General features: G+C 68.8%; 16 protein-coding genes. 3 read left to right on the top strand and 13 right to left on the bottom strand.

The window, feature by feature from the left end; genetic code table 11:
- Positions 1–56: 56 nt before the first annotated feature.
- Genes EV675_RS26560 through EV675_RS26540 form a run of 5 tightly spaced genes read right to left on the bottom strand, consistent with a single transcriptional unit; the run spans position 57 to position 5514 of the window.
- A complete protein-coding gene (locus EV675_RS26560) occupies positions 57–872 on the bottom strand; it encodes an HpcH/HpaI aldolase/citrate lyase family protein (RefSeq protein ID WP_130361562.1) in 816 nt (271 codons plus the stop codon).
- Positions 869–2080: a CaiB/BaiF CoA transferase family protein gene (locus tag EV675_RS26555; protein ID WP_130361560.1), complete on the bottom strand. Its 1212-nt coding sequence runs from the start codon at positions 2078–2080 to the stop codon at positions 869–871. Before EV675_RS26555 ends, EV675_RS26560 begins: the two co-directional genes overlap by 4 nt.
- Positions 2077–3462 carry an MmgE/PrpD family protein gene (locus tag EV675_RS26550; RefSeq protein WP_130361558.1) on the bottom strand — a complete coding sequence of 462 codons (1386 nt, stop codon included), beginning with the start codon at positions 3460–3462 and terminating at the stop codon, positions 2077–2079. Before EV675_RS26550 ends, EV675_RS26555 begins: the two co-directional genes overlap by 4 nt.
- Positions 3463–3471: 9 nt before the next feature.
- Positions 3472–4620, bottom strand: a complete 1149-nt coding sequence (locus EV675_RS26545; RefSeq protein WP_130361556.1) for an acyl-CoA dehydrogenase family protein — start codon at positions 4618–4620, stop codon at positions 3472–3474.
- Between the two features lie 51 nt (positions 4621–4671).
- On the bottom strand, positions 4672–5514 hold the full coding sequence (locus tag EV675_RS26540) for an HTD2 family dehydratase (RefSeq protein ID WP_130361554.1): 843 nt from the start codon (positions 5512–5514) through the stop codon (positions 4672–4674).
- 139 nt (positions 5515–5653) lie between these two features.
- Here EV675_RS26540 and EV675_RS26535 point away from each other — a divergent pair, with 139 nt between their 5' ends.
- Complete coding sequence (locus EV675_RS26535) at positions 5654–6562, top strand: LysR family transcriptional regulator (RefSeq protein WP_130361552.1); 909 nt, start codon at positions 5654–5656, stop codon at positions 6560–6562.
- A 44-nt stretch (positions 6563–6606) separates the two neighbouring features.
- Here EV675_RS26535 and EV675_RS26530 read toward each other — a convergent pair whose 3' ends face one another.
- A complete protein-coding gene (locus EV675_RS26530; RefSeq protein ID WP_207222056.1) occupies positions 6607–8748 on the bottom strand; it encodes a methyl-accepting chemotaxis protein in 2142 nt (713 codons plus the stop codon).
- Positions 8749–9034: 286 nt separating this feature from the next.
- Here EV675_RS26530 and EV675_RS26525 point away from each other — a divergent pair, with 286 nt between their 5' ends.
- Entirely contained in the window at positions 9035–10465 is a 1431-nt protein-coding gene (locus EV675_RS26525) for a DHA2 family efflux MFS transporter permease subunit (RefSeq protein ID WP_130361550.1), read from the top strand.
- Between the two features lie 66 nt (positions 10466–10531).
- Here EV675_RS26525 and EV675_RS26520 read toward each other — a convergent pair whose 3' ends face one another.
- The 7 genes from EV675_RS26520 to EV675_RS26490 all read right to left on the bottom strand — a co-directional run bounded on the left by EV675_RS26520 (position 10532) and on the right by EV675_RS26490 (position 18268).
- Positions 10532–11731 carry a DesA family fatty acid desaturase gene (locus tag EV675_RS26520; protein ID WP_130361548.1) on the bottom strand — a complete coding sequence of 400 codons (1200 nt, stop codon included), beginning with the start codon at positions 11729–11731 and terminating at the stop codon, positions 10532–10534.
- A gap of 270 nt (positions 11732–12001) precedes the next feature.
- The gene (locus EV675_RS26515) at positions 12002–13522 is read right to left on the bottom strand and encodes an RsmB/NOP family class I SAM-dependent RNA methyltransferase (RefSeq protein WP_130361546.1); all 1521 of its coding nucleotides are present in this window, start codon (positions 13520–13522) and stop codon (positions 12002–12004) included.
- Positions 13519–14136 (bottom strand): phosphoribosylglycinamide formyltransferase, encoded by a 618-nt coding sequence (gene purN, locus EV675_RS26510; RefSeq protein WP_242621605.1) that lies wholly within the window; start codon positions 14134–14136, stop codon positions 13519–13521. The genes EV675_RS26515 and purN overlap by 4 nt, the downstream gene beginning before the upstream one ends.
- A 68-nt stretch (positions 14137–14204) precedes the next feature.
- Positions 14205–14459, bottom strand: a complete 255-nt coding sequence (locus EV675_RS30340) for a hypothetical protein (RefSeq protein ID WP_479724761.1) — start codon at positions 14457–14459, stop codon at positions 14205–14207.
- 6 nt (positions 14460–14465) lie between these two features.
- Positions 14466–15839, bottom strand: a complete 1374-nt coding sequence (locus EV675_RS26500; protein ID WP_165404787.1) for an MmgE/PrpD family protein — start codon at positions 15837–15839, stop codon at positions 14466–14468.
- A gap of 13 nt (positions 15840–15852) precedes the next feature.
- Positions 15853–17247, bottom strand: coding sequence for an MmgE/PrpD family protein (locus EV675_RS26495; protein ID WP_130361540.1), 1395 nt, complete (start codon positions 17245–17247; stop codon positions 15853–15855).
- Positions 17248–17290: 43 nt separating this feature from the next.
- Positions 17291–18268, bottom strand: coding sequence for a Bug family tripartite tricarboxylate transporter substrate binding protein (locus EV675_RS26490; protein WP_165404786.1), 978 nt, complete (start codon positions 18266–18268; stop codon positions 17291–17293).
- A gap of 182 nt (positions 18269–18450) precedes the next feature.
- Between EV675_RS26490 and EV675_RS26485 the strand changes: the two genes are divergently transcribed.
- Positions 18451–19401, top strand: a complete 951-nt coding sequence (locus EV675_RS26485; RefSeq protein WP_130361536.1) for a GntR family transcriptional regulator — start codon at positions 18451–18453, stop codon at positions 19399–19401.
- The last annotated feature ends 11 nt before the right edge of the window (positions 19402–19412 follow it).

Raw genomic sequence — 19412 nt, 5'->3', positions numbered from 1 at the left:
CAGGAAAAAACCCCGCTCAGGCGGGGTTTTTCTTTGCCCGCAGCGAACGCCCGCCGCTATGGCTCGCCCGCGGCCTCCATCGTCCGCCGGGCCCGTGCCAGCACCGGCGCGTCGACCATCTTTCCATCCAGCCGGAACGCCCCCCGCTGCCCTGCCGCCGCCAGGACAACGCGGCGAGCCCCCGCCAGTTCCGCTTCCGAAGGACTGAAGGCCTCGTTGATGGCGGCGACCTGCCTGGGGTGCACGCACAGCATGCCGCCCATGCCGGCGCCGCGTGCCCGCGCGGCTTCGGCGCGCAGGCCGTCGGTGTCGTCCAGTTGCGGATGCACGCCATCGAGCGGCGCGGGCAGGTCCGCGGCGCGCGCATGGAGCAGCATGCGATGCCGGACATCGTCCAGGACCGCGCGGCCAGCCACCGACACCGGATCCAGATCGAGATCCAGCGCGAAATCCAGGCTGCCGAACACCAGGCGCCCCACTCCCGGCGCACCGGCAATGGCCTCCAGCGCCAGCACGCCGCGCGCGCTTTCGATCAGCGGCCACACGGGCCGTGCGGCGGCTGCCGCGCGGGCCACGTCCGCCGCCGATTCCGCCTTGGGCAGCATCACCGCGGCCACCGCCGGGCTGGCGGCGCACAGCGCGATGTCCTCGTCGAACCAGGCTGTCCGGACCGCATTGATGCGCACCACCACCGCCCCGTCCGCGCAACCCCGCAGGGATGCCGCCACGGCCGCGCGCGCGGCATCCTTGGCGCCGGGCTCGACCGCGTCCTCCAGGTCCACGATGACGGCATCCGCGCCGCTGGCCAGCGCCTTGGGCAGCCGTTCGGGCCGGTCTCCCGGCACGAACAGGGCCGATCGCACGCGCGTCATGCGCCCACCGCCCCGGCGGCGCGCAAGGCCTGGACGTCGGCTTCGCCGTAGCCGAGTTCGGCCAGGATGGCCGCCGTGTGGGCGCCCAGCGCCGGCACGGGGTCCATGCGGGCGCCGTAGGCGCCGCCCGTGCCCGGTGGCAGCAGCGCGGGCAACGCGCCGGCGGGACTGTCGACGCGAGTCCAGCGCTGGCGGGCCGCCAATTGCGGGTGGGCCCAGACGCCGGCCATGTCGTTGACGCGCGCGTTGGCGATCTGGGCCTCGTCCAGCGCCGCCATGACCTGTCCGGTGGTCATGCCGGCGAAGACCTCCACGATGATGTCGCGCAGCGCGGCCCGGTTTTCGGTGCGCCGCGAGTTTGCGTCGAAACGGGGATCTCCGGCCAGTTCGGGCCGCGCCAGCACGCGCTCGCAGAACACGCGCCATTCGCGTTCGTTCTGCAGGCCGAGCATCACGGTGCCGCCATCGCCGGCGGGAAACGGACCGTAGGGATAGATGGTCGCGTGCGCGGCGCCCGAGCGCGGCGGCGGGGGCGCGCCGTCGAACGCGTAGTACATGGGGTAGCCCATCCACTCGACCATGCTTTCGAGCATGGAGACGTCGATGCGGCTGCCCTTGCCCGTCGTGGCCCGCAGCAGCAGCGCGGCCAGGATGTTGGAATAGGCGTACATGCCGGCGGCGATGTCGGCCACCGAGGCGCCGGCCTTGGACGGCTCGTCGGGCGTGCCCGTGACCGACAGGAAGCCGCCCTCGCTTTGTATCAGCAGGTCGTAGGCTTTCTTGTCCCGGTACGGGCCGCTGTCGCCATAGCCCGAAATGTCGCAGACGATCAGCCTGGGATGCCGCGCGTGCAGCGCCTCGAACGACAACCCCAGCCTGTCGGCCGCGCCGGGCGCCAGGTTCTGCACCAGCACGTCGACGTGCGGCAGCAGCCGCTCCAGCACCTCGCGCGCGCCCGCCTGCTTCAGATCCAGCGCCAGGCTTTCCTTCGAACGGTTGGTCCAGACGAAGTGGGACGACAGCCCTCGGACGCGTTCGTCGTAGCCGCGTGCGAAGTCGCCGGTCCCGGGACGCTCGATCTTGATCACGCGCGCGCCCAGGTCGGCCAGTTGCCGCGTGCAGAACGGCGCCGCGATGGCGTGCTCCAGGCTCAGCACGGTGACGCCGTCCAGCGGCCGCGGTGCGGTGGATGAAAGAAATGCGCTCATGCGGCCTCCGGCACAAAATCGGACAGGTCGCGCGCGTGCCGCAGGTTCCACAGACGGGGGATCCAGGCATCGATCTGCGCCGGCGTCGCGGCGCCGGAGAAGGCCGCCAGGCGCCGCAGCTTGGTTTCCAGCTCGGGACGCGACAAGGTGTTGTCCGGATCGCCCTTGGGACTATCGATGGCGGCCGCCAGGCGCCGGCCGTCGCGCGTCTCGACCTCGACCCGGCCCAGCCAGCGGGCGGGATAGGCGCGGTCGACCTCGTCGTCCAGCACCATGGTCGTGCGCCGGCGGATGTCCGCCACCGCCGGATCGGTCAGCGCATGGTCGCGGAATTCCTCCAGGCCGGCGCGGCCATGGACCGCGATCAGGCCCAGCACCGCCCCCATCGAGAACTTCGCCTGGTGCACGGTGCTGGGTTCGTCCACGTTGCCCAACACGTCGATGGCGGCGCGGTGCACCCGGGCGCGGATCGAAGCAATGTCGCCGTGGGCGATGCCTTCGGTACGCATCAGGTGCAACAGCGCATCGGCGGCCGGATGGGTGTGGCGGCACGAGGCGTGGAACTTGAATGATGTTTCCAGCGTGGCCCAGCGCTGGCCCAGGCGATCGCCCAGCCGACCCGGATCCGCGTCCGAGGACATGCCCGCCGCCATGCCCTGCCGGCCTTCGAGCACGCCGTTCGCGCCGGTCAGGCCATCCTGTGCCAGATAGGCGGCCAGGAGCCCATTCGCGGCCGCCTGCCCGGTATGGAGCTGCTTGGAATCGGCGGCCTCGCGCAGGAACTCCCACAGGCCCGAGGCCTGGGTTCCGGCCGACCCCAGCGTGTGCGCCAGCGTCCGCGCATCCTGCCCCAGCAGCTTGGCCACGCCCGCCGCGGCCGCCAGCGTGCCCACGGTGCCGGTCGTATGGAAGATGCGGTAATGCGACCGTCCCAGGAATTCGCCGATGCGCACGCCGGCCTCGTAGCCCGCCACCGCGGCCAGCAGCAGTTCGCTACCCGACTTGCCCAGGTCCTGCGCCGCGGCGAAGACGGCGGGAAACACCACGGTGGCCGGATGCAGCACCGAACTGTTGTGCAGGTCGTCCTGCTCGACCAGGTGCGAGGCCGCGCCGTTGACCAGGGCGGCGAAATGCGCCGACGTGGTGCGCCGGTTGGTCAGGATCGCGCAGCGCCCTTGCGCCGGCCCCATCGCGGCGGCATAGCGCTCGAACAGCGGCACCGGATGTCCGCCCTTCCCGGCCAGGGCCGACGCCACCCAGTCCAGGAACAGGTCTTCGGTCCGGTCCACCAATGGCGCTGGCAGGTCCTCGAAACGCAGCGCCGCCAGGAATTCGCACAGGGCGCCGGTGGCGCCGTTCCGCGCCAGGCTGGTCTTGTCCATGGAAACGCCTCAGAAGGAACGCGGCAGCCCAAGCAGATGCTCGGCCACGTAGGAAAGGATGAGGTTGGTCGAGATCGGCGCCACCTGATAGAGGCGCGTCTCGCGGAACTTGCGCTCGACGTCGTACTCGCAGGCGAAGCCGAAGCCACCGTGCGTCTGCAGGCACACGTTGGCCGCTTCCCAGGAAGCCTTGGCGGCCAGGTACTTGGCCATGTTGGCGCTGGCGCCCGCGTGCACGCCGCCGTCGTATTCGCGGCAGGCGCGCCAGCGCATCAGGTCCGCGGCCTCGACCTCGATGTGGGCCTCGGCGATGGGAAACTGCACGCCCTGGTTCTGCCCGATCGGACGGCCGAACACCTGCCGTTCGCCGGCGTAGCTGCGCGCACGCTCGATGAACCAGCGGCCGTCGCCGATGCATTCGGCGGCGATCAGCGTGCGCTCGGCGTTCAGCCCGTCCAGGATGTAGCGAAAGCCCTTGCCTTCCTCGCCGATCAGGCTGTCGACGGGCAGTTCCAGGTTGTCGAAGAACAGTTCGTTGGTCTCGTGGTTGACCATGTTGGCGATGGGACGCACCTCCATGCCGTGGCCGATCGCTTCGCGCAGGTCGACCAGGAAGATGGACATGCCCTCGGTTTTCCTGGCGACCTCGGCCAGGGGCGTGGTGCGGGCCAGCAGAATCATCAGATCGGAGTGCTGCACGCGCGAGATCCAGACCTTCTGCCCGTTGACCACATAGCGGTCGCCGCGCCGCACGGCGGTGGTCTTGATCCGGGTGGTGTCGGTGCCGGTGGTCGGCTCGGTCACCCCCATGGATTGCAGGCGCAGTTCGCCGCTGGCCAGGCGCGGCAGGAAATGATCCTTCTGCGCCTGCGACCCGTGGCGCACCAGCGTGAACAGGTTGTACATCTGTCCGTGCACCGTGCCCGAGTTGCCGCCGCAGCGGTTCACTTCCTCCAGGATCACCGAGGCCTCGGACAGCCCCAGGCCCGATCCGCCGTACTCGGCGGGGATCATCGCTCCCAGCCATCCGGCCTCGGTCAGCGCGCGCACGAACGCCTCGGGAAAGCCCCTGGCCTCGTCCACCCCGCGCCAGTAGGCCGCGTCATAGTGGGCGCACAGGGCGCGCACGCCCTGGCGGATGTCGTCGTACTCTTCCATGCCGTCTCCGATGGACAGGCGGCCTTCGCGCTCGCGCGCGGGCCGCGGTTGTTATCTCTGCACGCAGCGCAGTTCGCCACGCTGGATCGCGCCCTGCGCGTTGCCGGCCCATACCTGGGCCACGCCCGCGCCCGTCATCCGTCCCGCCGCCTCGAAGGGCGTGGGCGCGATCAGTGGCCGCACGCCCCGGTACGAGAAATGCGTCGGCCGCAGCGACGGGTGGGCGCGCACGAAGGCCCCCACCAGCAGCGTCGCGATCAGGGGGCCGTGCACCACCAGGCCGGCGTAGCCTTCCTCGGCGGTGGCATAGGGCCAGTCGTAGTGGATGCGGTGGCCGTTGAAGGTGACCGCCGAATACCGGAACAGCATGGTGGACGTAGGCACGACGGTTTCCGACCAGCCGGCCGGCGGCAAAGGCTCCGGGTCGGCCGTACGCGGAGGGGACGGTTCGCGGTAGACGATGTCCTGTTCTTCGCGCACGGCGACGCGGCCAAGCTGCCGATATTCGTGCTGTACGGTCACGAACAGCAGGGCGCCGGTGCGGCCGGCTTTTTCTTCCACCGACAGGATGGTCGAGGTACGGCGTGCGTCCTCGCCCACCACCAGCGGCTGGATGAACGCCAGCCTGCCGCCGGCCCACATGCGCTGCCGGCCTTCGGCCGGCGGCAGAAAGCCGCCGCGGGCAGGATGGCCATCGACGCCCAGCCCGCCGGCCTCGACAGGTTCCTGGAAATACGCCCAATGCCACAGTTCCGGCAGCTCGGCGCCCGGAGGCGGTACCGGCTGCCCCAGCGTGGCGCCGATGCGCCGGGCCAGGCCGTGGCTGATCTGGTCCGTCGAAGTTTCGGTGCGCCCTGCCCAATCTCCGGGCTCGGCGGGGGTCTCCCTGGTCACTGACGAGTCTCCTGTTCCTGCGTTGCAGGTCGCCAGCATGCGCGCGTCGCAGCCTTCTGTAAATTTGCGTTTTTTCGACCCCGTCTTCGAAAATACCGAAGACTCGCCGTAGAATGGGATCTTTCCGCCAAGCGCCGCCATGCACTTCGATCTGGCCGACCTGCGCCTTTTCATCCACGTTGCCGAAGGCCCCAGCCTGACCCAGGGCGCCCGCCGCGCCCATTTGTCGCTGGCGGCGGCCAGTACCCGCATCAAGACACTGGAAACCCAGCTGGAAGCGCGGCTTTTGTACCGCAACAGCCGCGGCGTGGAATTGACGCCGGCCGGCATCAGACTGCTGGAGCACGCCCGCGCGGTCATGCGCCAGGTCGATTTCCTGAAAAGCGAGTTCTCCGACGGCGGCGCCGGCTCGACCGGCCACATCCGCATCTACGCCAACACCACGGCGGTGACCGAGTTCATGCCAGAGATCCTGGCCCGCTTCCTGGCCGACCGGCCGGGCGTCACGGTCGATCTGCAGGAAAAGCTGACGCGGGACATCATCCGGGGCGTCATGGACGGCTCCACCGACCTGGGGATCACGGCCGGCCCCATCGTCGCTCCGGGCTTGCAGCGCTTGCACTTCAGCACCGACCGCCTGGCCCTGGCGGTACCGGTAGGCCACCCCCTGGCCGGGCGCAGGCAGGTGACGCTGGACGACACGCTGCAATTCCCCCACGTCAGCCTGCACGAGGGCAGCACCATGCTGAACTTCCTGCGCGAACAGGTGGAGAACCGCGGAACGACACTGGCATTGCGCATCCAGGTGTCCGGCTTCGAGGCCGTCTGCCGCATGGTGGAAGCGGGCGTGGGCATCGGCGTCCTTCCGGAATCGGCGGCTCGGCGGCACCAGCGGACCATGCGGCTGGAGATCGTCACGCTGGACGAACCGTGGGCGATACGCGAACGCGACATGCTGGTGCGCAAGCTGGAAGCCCTGCCCGCCTGCGTGCGTGCGCTGGTCGACGCCGTGCGCAGCCACGCCGCCACCCGGGCAGGGTCACGCTAGAAGGCGCCCCGCGCGGGAACCCGGCGCGCCGCGGCCTGCCGGCGTCACGCCGTCACTTTGAAAGCTCCCATCACTTTGTGCAGCTTGGCGGTCGAAAAACGCGTCTGTTCGGTCGAATGTCCCGCTTCTTCGATGGCCTGGCGCATGGCCTGCGCGGCCAGCCTCATGCGGTCGATCTGCTGGCCGCTCAACTGCGCCCTGTCGGCGATCTGGCCGATGGTGTCGAACATCCTGTCCATGACCCCGTCCATCTCGCCGCGGTCGGCAGCCGTTCCGGCGGCCAGGCGAAAGCCCTCCTCCATCTGCTCCAGTCCCGACTCCATCATCCGCACCGACTCCTTGGCTTCCTGCTGCACCTTGCTGATCATCGCGTCGATCTCGGCCGTCGCCTTGGCCGTGCCGTCTGCCAGCTTGCGCACCTCGTCGGCCACCACGGCAAAGCCACGGCCCGCCTCGCCCGCGCGAGCCGCCTCGATGGCGGCATTGAGCGACAGCAGATTGGTCTGGCGGGCGATGGCGGCGATCATGGTCACCACCCGGCCGATCTCGGTCGTACTGCTGTCGAGCTGCGCGATGCGGTCGGCCGACGCCCCCACCGACTCGCGGATCAGCCCCATGCGTGCCTGCAGGATATCGAACTGCTGCGCCGCCCGGGCACGTTCGACGCTGGCCACTTCCTGCATCGAACGTGCGTTCTGCGTCGCGGCGTCGATTTCCGCGCGCTGCTGCCCCAGCGATTCCAGCATGGCCTGCGTCGCCGCCACCATCTCGCGCGACGCCGCCGCGCTGCTGCGGCTTTTCTGCTGCAGGAACTCGTTGGAACGGCTGATTTCGTCGGTCGTGCTGACCACCCGGCCGATCGTATGGTCGAGGACGTCTATGAAGCTGTTGACCCACTTGGCCACCGTGGTGGTCTCGTCGACGCGGCCGTCCGGCACGGGCAAGCGCTGGCTGAGGTTGCCGCCCCCCTCGGCAATGGCGCGAATGACCGCGGTCGTGCCGCGGATGCGTTCGGACACCGGCCGGATGCCGTACCGATGAAAGACAACGGTGGCCGCCATCGCCCAGGCCGTCGCCGCCGCAACCGACCACATCGCCGGCAGCCGCGCACCGGCAAACTCCAGCGCCAGCACCACGGCCACCGTCGACATCATGGCCAGGCCATGCAGGCGCATCAGGCCGAATCCGATACTGCGATAGCGATAGACCTCTTCCAGATCGCCCTCGCACATCATGCCCCAGGTATCGGGCGAGCCCGCCAGCGTGAACGTCACGCCCTTGCCTATGACGGGCACATGCCGGTAGTCCGAATAGCCGGGATAGGTGACGAAGAGATTTTCACGGTTGCGTATGGTTTCGCGCACGCCCGGGTGCAGCTGTCCGGTCGCGGGGTCGGTGAACAACAACTCCAGCTCGGTGTGCTCGCGCACGCTGACCACGCCGAACGGCGTGCGCACGCCCTGCTTGAGATTGTCGCCATGGGAAAAGGTGGAATCCTCGAAGCGCGACCGCGAGAGCGCCGTACCCGGCCTGACCGCCGGATCGAAGCGCGATTCGACCATGAAGACGTAGTTGTCGCCGGACTCGCGAAAGACGTGCCCGGCTTCGCGCTGGATGAGATCGCCCAGCACGTCGTTCGGAACGCGGCCGCACAGGGAGCCCACGGCCACCCCGTTCTTCACGACGGGCTGGTAGAACATCAGCGTGACGGCATCATGGAAACGCGACGTGGACGGAGGAAGCGCCGCCGTGACGGGATCGATGTACGGGCCGTGCAGAAAAGGCTGCCGCAATCCGGCGGCAACGGCCTGCGGCGACAGATCCGCCGCGCCGATGCGCGAAGGCGCGGTCGAGGCCAGCAGCCGGCCATGGGCATCGATGACGAACAGCTCGGAAAAATCGGCGGCCATGGCCTGCCTTTCCGCCAGCCACCCCGGCGGCACTGACGGAAACCCGTGCACCAGTTGCCCGGCGGCGGCATCGAGCTGCGCCCACAAGTGGTCGGCCCAATTCTTCAGAATGGCGACACGTGTCTGCGCAATGCCTTCGAACCCCGCCTCGGTCGCCGCATAGCGGTCGCGATTGAGCCATGTGGACCATCCCATGGCGATCTTGCCCGTCTTGCCCCACCACGGCAGCCAGGATCGTTCGCTGCGGCTCAATGACATCCGTTCACTTTTCAGCATGATGGTTCTTCTCCTGGCTATGAAATGGGCAAGGGCCGGCGAGTGCGTCCACCCTCTCCCGTTGCGCACCACGCCAGGGCTCGCCGCCTCTCGATGAGGCGCACGCGCCTGGGACGCGTGCGTGGGAACAGGGTCGATGGACTCTCTGGTGCACTAGCAAGCGGCGGACCAGCGCCGCCCTGCCCGCGAAGGACTAAAATCGCCGGCTTGCGCGGCAGGAGCCGCGCCGCTGTTCCGCCGGCCCGCCGCGCGGGTACCCCACCCCTCACACAGAGACCACGGCTTCATGGGTCATGCCTCGTCCCGCCAGGGCAGCTACCGGATCATCGCGCTGATCGTCGCCAGCGCGTTCTTCATGGAGCAACTGGACTCCACCATCATCTCGACCGCGCTGCCTGCCATGGCGCAGTCGCTGGGCACCGCCCCGGTCCGCATGAACTTCGCCATGACCGCCTACCTGCTGAGCCTGGCGGCCTTCATTCCCATCAGCGGCAAGATCGCCGACCGCTTCGGCACGCGCAACACCTTCCGCGGCGCGATCATGCTGTTCGTCGTCAGCTCCGTGCTGTGCGGCCTGGCGCAGAACCTGCCGTGGCTGATCGGCGCTCGGCTGCTGCAAGGCGCCAGCGGCGCGATGATGGTGCCGGTGGGCCGGCTGGTGCTGCTGCGCACGGTGGAGAAATCCCAGTTGGTCTCGGCCATGTCCTGGGTGCTGTTTCCCGCGATGATCGGCCCCGCCGTCGGCCCCCTGATCGGCGGCTTCCTGACCACCTACCTGTCCTGGCACTGGATCTTCTTCATCAACGTGCCCATCGGGCTGGCCGGCATCGCGCTCGCCACCACCTACATCCCCGACATCCGCAGCGACGCGCCGCCCTCGTCGTTCGACTACGCGGGCTTCGTCCTGGCGGCCGCCACGCTGGCCTGCCTGATCGTCGGGCTGGAAGGACTGGGCCACGGCGGCCTGTCCCCGGCCGCGCTGCTCCTGCTGGCCGCCGCGGCGGCCTGCGCGCTGGCCTATGCCTGGCACAGCCGCCGGCATGCCGACCCGGTGCTGGACTTCAGCCTGATGCGCATCCCCACCTTTCGCGTGGCGATGCGCGGCGGCTTCCTGTATCGGGTGGCCTACGGCTCCTTTCCCTTTCTGATGCCGCTGATGCTGCAACTGGGCTTCGGCCTGTCGGCCGCCGAGAGCGGCGCCATCACCTTCGCCGGCGCCGTCGGCGGCCTGGTGATGAAGGCGATCTCGGTGCGCTTCCTGCGGGCCTTCGGCTACCGGAAGGTGATGATCTGGAACGGCCTGCTGTCGGCGATGCTGTTGGGCCTGTGCGGCGCGTTCCGGCCGGAGTGGCCGCTGGCGGCAATCTACCTGCTGCTGCTCCTGGGCGGCCTGGCGCGTTCGCTGCAGTTCAATGCCTACGGCACCATCGTCTACGCCGACGTGCCGCCACCCCGCATGAGCGCGGCCACCAGCCTGGCCAGCACCAACCAGCAGATGACGGCGGCCCTGGGCATCGGCCTGGCCGCGCTGGTGCTGGACACCTCCATGCATGCGCTGGGCCATGCGGCCGTGCAATTGACGGACTTCACCGTGGGCTTTGCCGCCATGGGCCTTCTGGGCGTGCTGGCCGTTACCCAATGCCGCGAACTGCCGGCCAACGCCGGCGCCGAGCTGAGCGGCCACGTGCGGAAAAACGGCAAGCCGGCCAGGGGTTGAGCCTCACGGTCCCACCAAAGAAAAAAGGAGCCGTGGCTCCTTTTTTCTTTTTGTCCGACCGGCCGCTCAGGTCGCGTAGCTGCGCAGCCTGGCCGAGAACTCTTCCAGCCGCGCGATGCCGCTTTGCTGAGCGCGGTTGCACCAGTCCTGCAGGTCGCGCAGCAGTTGCTCGCTGGAGGCGCTGGAGCGTTCCCAGATGGCGGCCAGTTCGCGCCGCATCTCGACCAGGATGGCCAGCGAACGATGGTCCGCCAGCAAAGTGTTCAGCGCGGAGCGGTGCGAATCGGTCAGCGACTCGTCGTCGGCACGGTGCAAGAGGGCCTTGGAGCGCCGCAGCAGCTTCCACTGCAGGTGCGACTCCTTGGCGGCCTTCAAGCGGGCGATCTCGTCGCGGCAGGCATGCTTGAGCAGGTCGGCATAGCGCGCCATGATCTCGTAGCGGTGCGTGATGACGGCCTGCAAGGTTTCCAGGTCGACCGGCTTGCCGTGCGCCAGCCGCACCTTGGGCGCGACCTTCTTGACCTTGGCCAGGCGCAGAATCTCCAGGGCCCGGATATAGCCCCAGCCGATGTCGAACTCGTACCACTTGGTGGAGAAGCGAGCCGACGACGCGTAGGCGTGGTGGTTGTTATGCAGTTCCTCGCCGCCGATGACGATGCCCCACGGGAAGACGTTGCGGCTGGCATCCGGGCTGGCGTAATTGCGATAGCCCCAGAAATGGCCGATGCCGTTGACCACGCCGGCTGCCCAGAAGGGGATCCAGATCATCTGCACCGCCCAGACGGTCAGGCCGATCGCGCCGAACAGCGCGACGTCGATCACCATCATCAGGCCCACGCCCTGCCAGCCGAAACGCGAATAGATGTTGCGCTCGACCCAGTCGTTGGGCGTGCCGTGGCCGAACTTCTCCAGCGTCTCGCGGTTGGTCGCCTCGTCGCGATACAGCTCGGCGCCCTGGAAGAACACCTTGCCGATGCCGTACACCATGGGCGAATGGGGATCCCCTTCACGCTCGCAGCGGGCGTGGTGCTTACGGTGGATCGCCACCCATTCCTTGGTGACCATGCCGGTGGTCAGCCACAGCCAGAAACGGAAGAAATGCGCGATGGCCGGATGCAGGTCCAGGCCGCGGTGCGCCTGGCTGCGGTGCAGGTAGATCGTGACGCCGAGAATGGTGATATGGGTGACTACCAGGGTGAAGGCGACGATCTGCCACCACGACGCGCCAAGCAGACCATCGGACAAAAACGAAAGCACAAAATCCATATCACCTCACAGGCAGGCCGGCGGCAGTGCCGGCGCGGGAGGCGCCTTGCGCCTCGAAGAAACAGAACCCATCGATCCTGGCCGCCGGTAGAGTCGGCGGGACCAAGGTCTTAGAAACCGGACGACGGTGGCGGTTCCCCAGGGGAAACCCGCGACCGGATGGCGGAAAAACCGGAATCCGGCCCTCTGCCATGCGCTCGACACGATAACGCGAATCTTGGGGCGGGACGACCCTTTTCAAAGAGGGGGATAACCCTAACCATAACAGGGTTATCGATCCCCTTCCCCAAGGTTCCCGGCCGATCCGGCCGCCTCGTCCCGGGCGGGCTCCTCGTCCGGGGCCTCGACTTCATCGTCCAAGCCGGCCGCCTGCGCATCCGGTTCGGGCAATTCGGCCTCGGCCGCGGCAACCTGGGCTACGGCCGGACCGTGGCGCCGTTGAAACACCGCGGCAAAGAAACCATCGGTCCCGTGCACGTCGGGCCGCAGCTTCAGATAAGGGCCGGGCAGCGACAGCGCACCGGCGCGATCGGCCAGCAATTCGGGGGCCGGCAGCAGTTCGAACTCGGGATGGGCCGCCAGGAAAGCCTCGACCTGCCCTTCGTTCTCGACCCGCAGGATGCTGCAGGTCGCATAGACCAGGCGGCCGCCAGGCGCCACGCAGCGCGCCGCCGACGCCAGGATGCTGCGCTGGAGCGCGCACAGGTCGGACACGCTTTCGGGATTCTGGCGCCATTTCAGGTCGGGATTGCGCCGCAGCGTCCCGGTCCCGCTGCACGGCGCGTCCACCAGCACCCGGTGCGCCTTGCGCGCCAGGCGCTTGACGCGGGCGTCGTTCTCGTTGGCGATCACCACCGGCACGACGTTGGACAGGCCGCTGCGCGCCAGGCGGGGCTTGAAACGCGCCAGCCGCGTGTGCGAGACGTCCAGGGCGTACAGCCGCCCGGTCGAACGCATCAGCGCTCCCAGCAGCAGGGTCTTGCCGCCGGCGCCGGCGCAGAAATCGATCACCATTTCCCCGCGCCGGGGCGCGACCAGCAACGCGAGCAACTGGCTGCCTTCGTCCTGGACCTCGATGCTGCCGTCCTCGAAGCGCCCCCACCGGGTCAGCGCCGGCCGGCCCTGCAGCCGGATGCCGAACGGCGAATACGGCGTCGGCTCGGCCATCTCGGAAGCCACGCCCGCCCGCAATTCGGCCAGGATGGTTTCGCGGTCGGCCTTCATCGGGTTGACGCGGATGTCCAGCGGCGCGGCGCGATTGAGCGCGGCCAGCAGGCTGTCGCTGTCCGGTTCGATGGCCAGCGCCTCGGACAGCCAGTCGGGAATGCTCAGGCGGATCTCGCGCGGCAGCGCCGCCTGGTCGATGGCGGACACGCGGCGCAGCCAGTCCGCTTCATCGGCGTCCAGGACAGGCAGTATCCCTTCCCGGCCCAGCGTGGACGCCAGGCCCAGGATAGCCAGGCGGCGCGTGGCGGCACCCCGGCCTCCCTCGGCCACGTGGCGGTAGCGCCGCAGGTGGCGCAGCACGTCGTAGACCGCTTCGGCCACCGTGCCGCGATCGCGCCCGCCCAGCTTGGGGTGGTCGCGGAACCAGCGGGACAGCACCTGGTCGGCCGGGCCGGACCACTGCAGGATCTCGCCCAGCGCGGAGCGCACCTGCTCGATGCGCTGCGCGACGGGATTGGCGCCCGCCGGGGCGGGGCGCCGCGCGCCGGGCCGGGCCTGCTGGCCGCCGGGACGCCGCGCGCCCTGCGCCGGCCGGGATGAAGAACCGGAACGTTCGGATGTCATGCCTCGTCTCCCCGCGAAACTGCCGACGCCAGGCCGAACGCGCGGTCGGCCACGCCGTCCACCGTGACCTTGCCGTCTTCCAGCGCCACCCGACCGTGCGCCAGCCAGGACGCCACGGCCGGATAGACCACGTGTTCCATGGACAGCACGCGCTCGGCCAGGGCGTCTTCTGTATCCCCCGCGCGCACCGGCACCACGCCCTGGGCGATCATGGGCCCATGATCCAGCACCGGCGTGACGAAATGCACGGTGCAGCCGTGGACCGGCACCCCTGCCTCCAGGGCCTGCCGGTGGGTGGCCAGGCCGGGAAACAGCGGCAGCAGCGACGGATGGATGTTGACCAGCCTGCCGGCATAATGCCGCACGAAATCGTCGGTGAGAATGCGCATGAAACCGGCCAGCAACACGTAGTCGGGTTCGAAGGCGTCGATCTCGCGCGCCAGCGCGGCGTCGAACGAGGGTCGGTCGGGATGGTCGCGATGGGGCACCACCCGTGTGGGGATGCCCAGCCCGGCGGCCCATTCGAGGCCGGAGGCCTGTTCGCGGTTGGCGATCACGGCGGCCACCTCGGCGGGCCAGCCTTGGTCGCGGCAGGCCTGCGTGATGGATTGCATGTTACTGCCGCGGCCGGAAATCAGGATGACGAAACGGCACCGGCGGGCCGGGGAAAAATGAGAGGCTTTCACCGGCGGATTGTATCATCGGGTCCGGCAGCGGCCGATCGCCTCTGAACCCGGCCGCAGGTCGCTCCCCGGAGAAAATAGCCATGCTGCACGAACTTCGCGTCTACCGCTGTATACCCGGCCGCCATGCGGATGTCGGCCGACGCTTCGAGCGATCCTGAATGGCTGGCGGCCAAGGCCGAGAGCGAAAAGAACGGCCCGATCGTCGCCTCCATGTCCAACCAGATCCTGGTGCCGACGGCGTTTTCCGCCATGCGCGGTTACGGCGCCAGCACACCGACGTCCTTCGCCTGCGGCAAGTCCCGTACCTGGTCGATCAACCGATCGGCCCCGGACTCCGTATAGCGCCGCGCCAGTTCGGCACGAACACGCATCACGTGGTCCTCTTGTGAATAGGGCCGCGACACCGAACCTTTCGGTGCCGCGACAAAACGGCTCACGCGCCGGCCGTCGCGCAAGGCCAAGGTCAGCCTCGCCCCGACCGATTCGGCGGTGCTGGCGCGCTCGGCCTCGTCGTCGATCATGCACTCGACCTTGGCGGCCAGCGCCATCACCACGGGATCTTCCAGGCCGGCCTCGAAATCGTCGACGTTCAGCGCATACACCTCGCTGCGGATCTGCTTGCGGATCGCCAGCGCCACGCTGAAGGGGGCGCTCATCTGCGCGCCTTGCAGGCTGGCGGGTGCGTTGCTGGTCAGCCTGCCCTGGATGACGCGCGGAATGCCCAGCGTGACAGCCTCGATGTCGCCGGCCGCCACATCGTGCTCGCGGCACAGGTCCACCGCCGCTTCGACCGCAGCCAGCACGCGGGCGCTGCATGCGTGCGGCTTGATCGATACCTCGGTCATCCGATAGAAAGAGCCGAGCCGGTCGTACAGCGGCGCGAAGTCGACTTGATCGGCATACGCGCGGGCAAAACCATCCTGCCCCTCCAGGATGTCCACCGGCCCCGAAAAACCCGCCTCGGCCAGCAAGGCGGCGTGCACGCCGGAGCGCGCTGCCTGGGCGGCATGGATGCGCTTGACCGTCGACCCCGAGTGGAAGAACTGCACCAGCCCGCCGCTGAACGACGCCGCCAACCCCATCGTCTGGGCGATGCGGCGCGCATCGCCGGGGAACAGCAAGGCCGCCGCCGCGACCGCGGAGCCGAATACGCCACAAGTGGCCGTGCTCTGGAAGCCTCGCTTGAAATGGCTGGGCTGGATGCACAGCGCGATGCGGATCATCGCCTCGTAGCCCGCGGCCACCGCCGCCAGCACCCGCTCGCCCGCCAGCCCTCGGCTCTGGCCGATGGCCAGAGCCGCCGAAAAGACGATGCAACCCGGGTGCAGCATCGCACCGACGTGGGTATCGTCGGCATCGATGCTGCCGGCATAGACCGTGTTCAGGAAAGCCGCGCTGGCTGGGTCCGTGCGCCCGTCGGAAAACAACAACGGCGCCGCGCCCGGGCCACCCGTCTGCATGACGTAATCGCGCGCCCACCGGCTCCAGGACATGCGCTCGCCCAACGAGGCGACACGCAGGTAATCGAGCACGAACTCGAACAGGGCCGACTGCGACGACGCCGGCAGGCGTTCGTAGGTCAGCGCGGCGGCGAATGATGCCAGTTCCAAGGTCGGGGTCGGATTTTCCATGCTTGCTCCGGATTCATCCACGCAACGAGAACAACGGCGCCACCGACGCCAGCCGCTCGGGATGGCGGGCCTGTTCCAGCCAGGCATCGACCGGGCCGGCGCCAAAGCGCGGCGCGGCGATGGCGGCAAACCGCTGCACGACTTCGTCGGCCGTGATGGGATTGCGCGGACAACCCTTCGGGTGTTCGACGAATTGCTCGACCCGGCTGCCGTCCTTCATCGTGATGGTGACGCGCGCCGGCACCGCCTCGGCCGTCGTCAATGCCTCGACCCTGGCATCGACCACGCATCGGGTACGGGCCGACAGGTCGCGGATGGCGGGGTCGTCCAGATATTGCTCGAAATCGTCGACCGACAGCGTCAACGGGCCTTCGCGCCCAGGCGCCAGCGCCACGGCCATCGCGGCGGCGAACGGCGTGCTCAGTTGCGCCTGCTGGTAGTCGACCGGCCGGTTGGCTGCCAGCTTGCTCATCATCGCGCCATGCACGCCCAGCTCCATCGAGGCCACCTGTTCGATCCGCACGCCGGCGCGCGCCAGCATCGCCGCGCCTTCGATCGCCGCCTGCATGCGCACGCTGCCGGCATGCGGCTTGAGCGAGACCCATTCCGTGGGGAAATGCCGGCCGAGGTCCTTGACCGCCGTGGACGGATCGAAGCGGTCGGAAAAAGCCCGTCCGAACCCCTGGCTGCCCTCGATGGCGTCGCGCGGACCGGTCAGTCCGGCCCGTGCCAGCAGCGCGGCCTCGATGCCGTTGGCGGCCGCCTTGCCGGCATGGAAGCGCTTGATGTCGGACCCCGACACGAAGAACTGCGACAGACCGCAGGCGAAGGTGGCGGCGATGCCCAGCGCATCGCGCAGGCGCTCGGCCGGCAACCGGAACAGGCGCGCGCAGGCGACGGCGGCGCCCAGCGCGCCGCAGGTGGGCGTGCCCTGGAAGCCGCGCAGCGAATGCTCGGGCTGGATCGACATGCCGACGCGGATGGCCACCTCGTAGCCGGCCAGCACCGCGGTCAGCAGCTCGCGGCCACTGGCGCCGGCGATCTCGGCGGCGGCCAGCGCCGCCGGCCAGATGCATACGCCGGGATGGATGATGGCGGCGACGTGGGAGTCGTCCCAGTCCAGCCCGCCGGCGGCCGTGCCGTTGATGAAGGCGGCGCGGCCGGCCTCGATGCGCCGGCCCGCGTACAACAGGCTGGCGCAGTCGGCGCCGGTGGCCGAACCGAAGGACTGCCCGACGGCGCGCGTCCAGGGCTTGTCGCTGCCCACCGCGGCCGCGCGGAACATATCGATCATCAGCACCGGCATGATGGCCTGGACGTGCGGCGGCACCGTCTCCCAGTCGAGCGCGGCGGCGAAGCGCGCCAGTTCGTCGGTAACGGCGATGGACGAGGATTGGGCTGGGTTCATGGCAAGGACTTCTGGCAGCAGGAGGGGAAGAAGGCTCGGAACGTCATTCGGGCGTGATCCCGGCGGCCTTGACCACCTGGCCCCAGCGATCGTAGTCGGCGCGCAGGTAGGCCGTCAGGTCGGCCGGCGTGCCGCTCAGCAGGTCCACCCCTTCCGCGTTGAAACGCTTGATGGCCTCGGGGCTGGTCAGGATCTTGGTCGCCGCGGCATTGAGCTTGTCGACAATTTCCTTGGGCAGGCCGGCCGGCCCCCACAGGCCCCACCACTGGTTGGCCTCGAAGCCCGGCAGGCCGGACTCGGCGATGGTCGGCAGCCCCGGCGCCAGCGGCGTCGGCTTCAGGCTGGTGATGGCCAGGCCGCGCAGCTTGCCCGACTTGACCATCGGCGCCACGCTGGCGTAGTTGGAAAACAGCACCGAGACCTGGCCCGCGGCGGTGTCGGCCACGGCCGGCGCCGCGCCCTTGTACGGCACGTGCAGCATCTTCACGCCCGCCTGCTGCATGAACATCTCGCCCATCAGGTGGCTAAGCGTGCCGACGCCGTTCGAGCCGAACGCGATCTTGCCCGGCGCGGCCTTGGCGGCGGCGATGACATCGCCGACCGTCTTGTAGGGCAGCGTGGCCGTCACCACCAGTTCGTTCGTGGCGTAGCCGACCAGCGAGATGGGCGTGAAACTGGTGAACGGATCGTATGGACGCTTGGCCGTCAGGTGCGGGTTGATCGACATCGTGCTGGACGATGTCAGCAGCAGGGTGTAGCCGTCGGGATTGGCCCGGGCCACATAGCTGGTGCCGATGGCGCCGCCGGCGCCCGCGCGGTTGTCGACGATGAAGGTCGCATCCAGCTCCTTGCCCAGTTCCTGGGCCATCAGGCGGATCACGACGTCGGCCGCGCCTCCCGGCGGGAACGGCGTCACCAGGCTGACAGGCCTGCTCGGGTAGGACTGCGCCTGGGCCGAAGCCCCGGCGCTCAGCGCGGCCGCGACGAACAGGGCCCGGATCGTACGTTGGATGGGTTTCATGGTGTGTCTCCTCATTTTTTCTGCCCCATGATTGCATATTTATGCATATAAATGCAATTAATGGATAGTCAGGGAAGAACGGAGTGACTGCGGAAAACCGCTAACATCGTGTCTGCGTGCTGGTTTCGCGGCGCGCAGCCTCTGCTTTTCCCCGACACGCTGATAGCCCCCCACTCCGGAACATGTCGACCGCCCAACGTCCGCGCAGCGAATCCCGCAAAGCCGTCGTCCCTGAACTGGCAGGCCGTATCCTCGCCCACGCCAACGCCCAGGCACTGCCTGCCGGTACCCACCTCACGGCCCAGTCGCTGGGAGACCATTTCGGCGTATCGCGCTGGACCGTCAGCCAGGCCCTGCAACTGCTGGCCGACAAGGGAGTACTGCGGCACGAGGCCAATCGCGGCTATTTCCTTTCCGATGCCGAACTGGCGGCGCCCGAACAACTGGGCCTGAGCACCCAGCCGGAACTGACCCGGGTCTACTTCCAGATCGCCGAAGACCGACTGCGTGGCCAGCTCAAGGACCACGTCACCGAGACCTACCTGCGCCAGACCTACCGCCTCACGCACCGGCAGCTGAGCGAGCTGCTGCGCAAGATCTCGCGCGAAGGCTGGGCGGAACGGCGCATCGGCTACGGCTGGACCTTCTCGCCCATCCTGCGCACACCCGAGGCGCTGGAGCAGACCTACAGCCTGCGGCTGGCGATCGAACCGGCCAGCCTGCTGGAACCGAGCTTTCACCTGAGCCCCGAGGCAGCCGCCCGGCTGCGCGAAGTGGAAGGCCAGATCCTGGCCGGCGGCGCCGACACCATGACCGCCGACGAGTTGTACGAACACGCGGTGAAATTCCACGAAACCCTGGCCGAAGCCTCGCAGAACCCGTTCTTCAGCGACGTGCTGCGACGGGTCAACAGGGTGCGCCGCCTCCTGGTATACCGCGCCATGGTCGACCGCCAGCGCTATTACCGCCAGGCGCGGGAGCACCTGCACATCCTCGATCTGGTCGAGGCCGGCCGCAACCGCGAGGCGGCCGACGCCATGCGCGACCACTTGCAGGGCGTGGTGGTCAACCTGCGCGGCACGCGGCCCGACGGCGACGCGCCTATAATCAGGAACCTGCCCCCGGGCAGCTAGAATTCGACTTC

Source organism: Pigmentiphaga kullae (assembly GCF_004216695.1).
Taxonomy (GTDB): Bacteria; Pseudomonadota; Gammaproteobacteria; order Burkholderiales; family Burkholderiaceae_B; genus Pigmentiphaga; species Pigmentiphaga kullae.
Note: the sequence above shows the minus strand (reverse complement) of the source record. Positions and strands in the feature narration are given on the sequence as shown.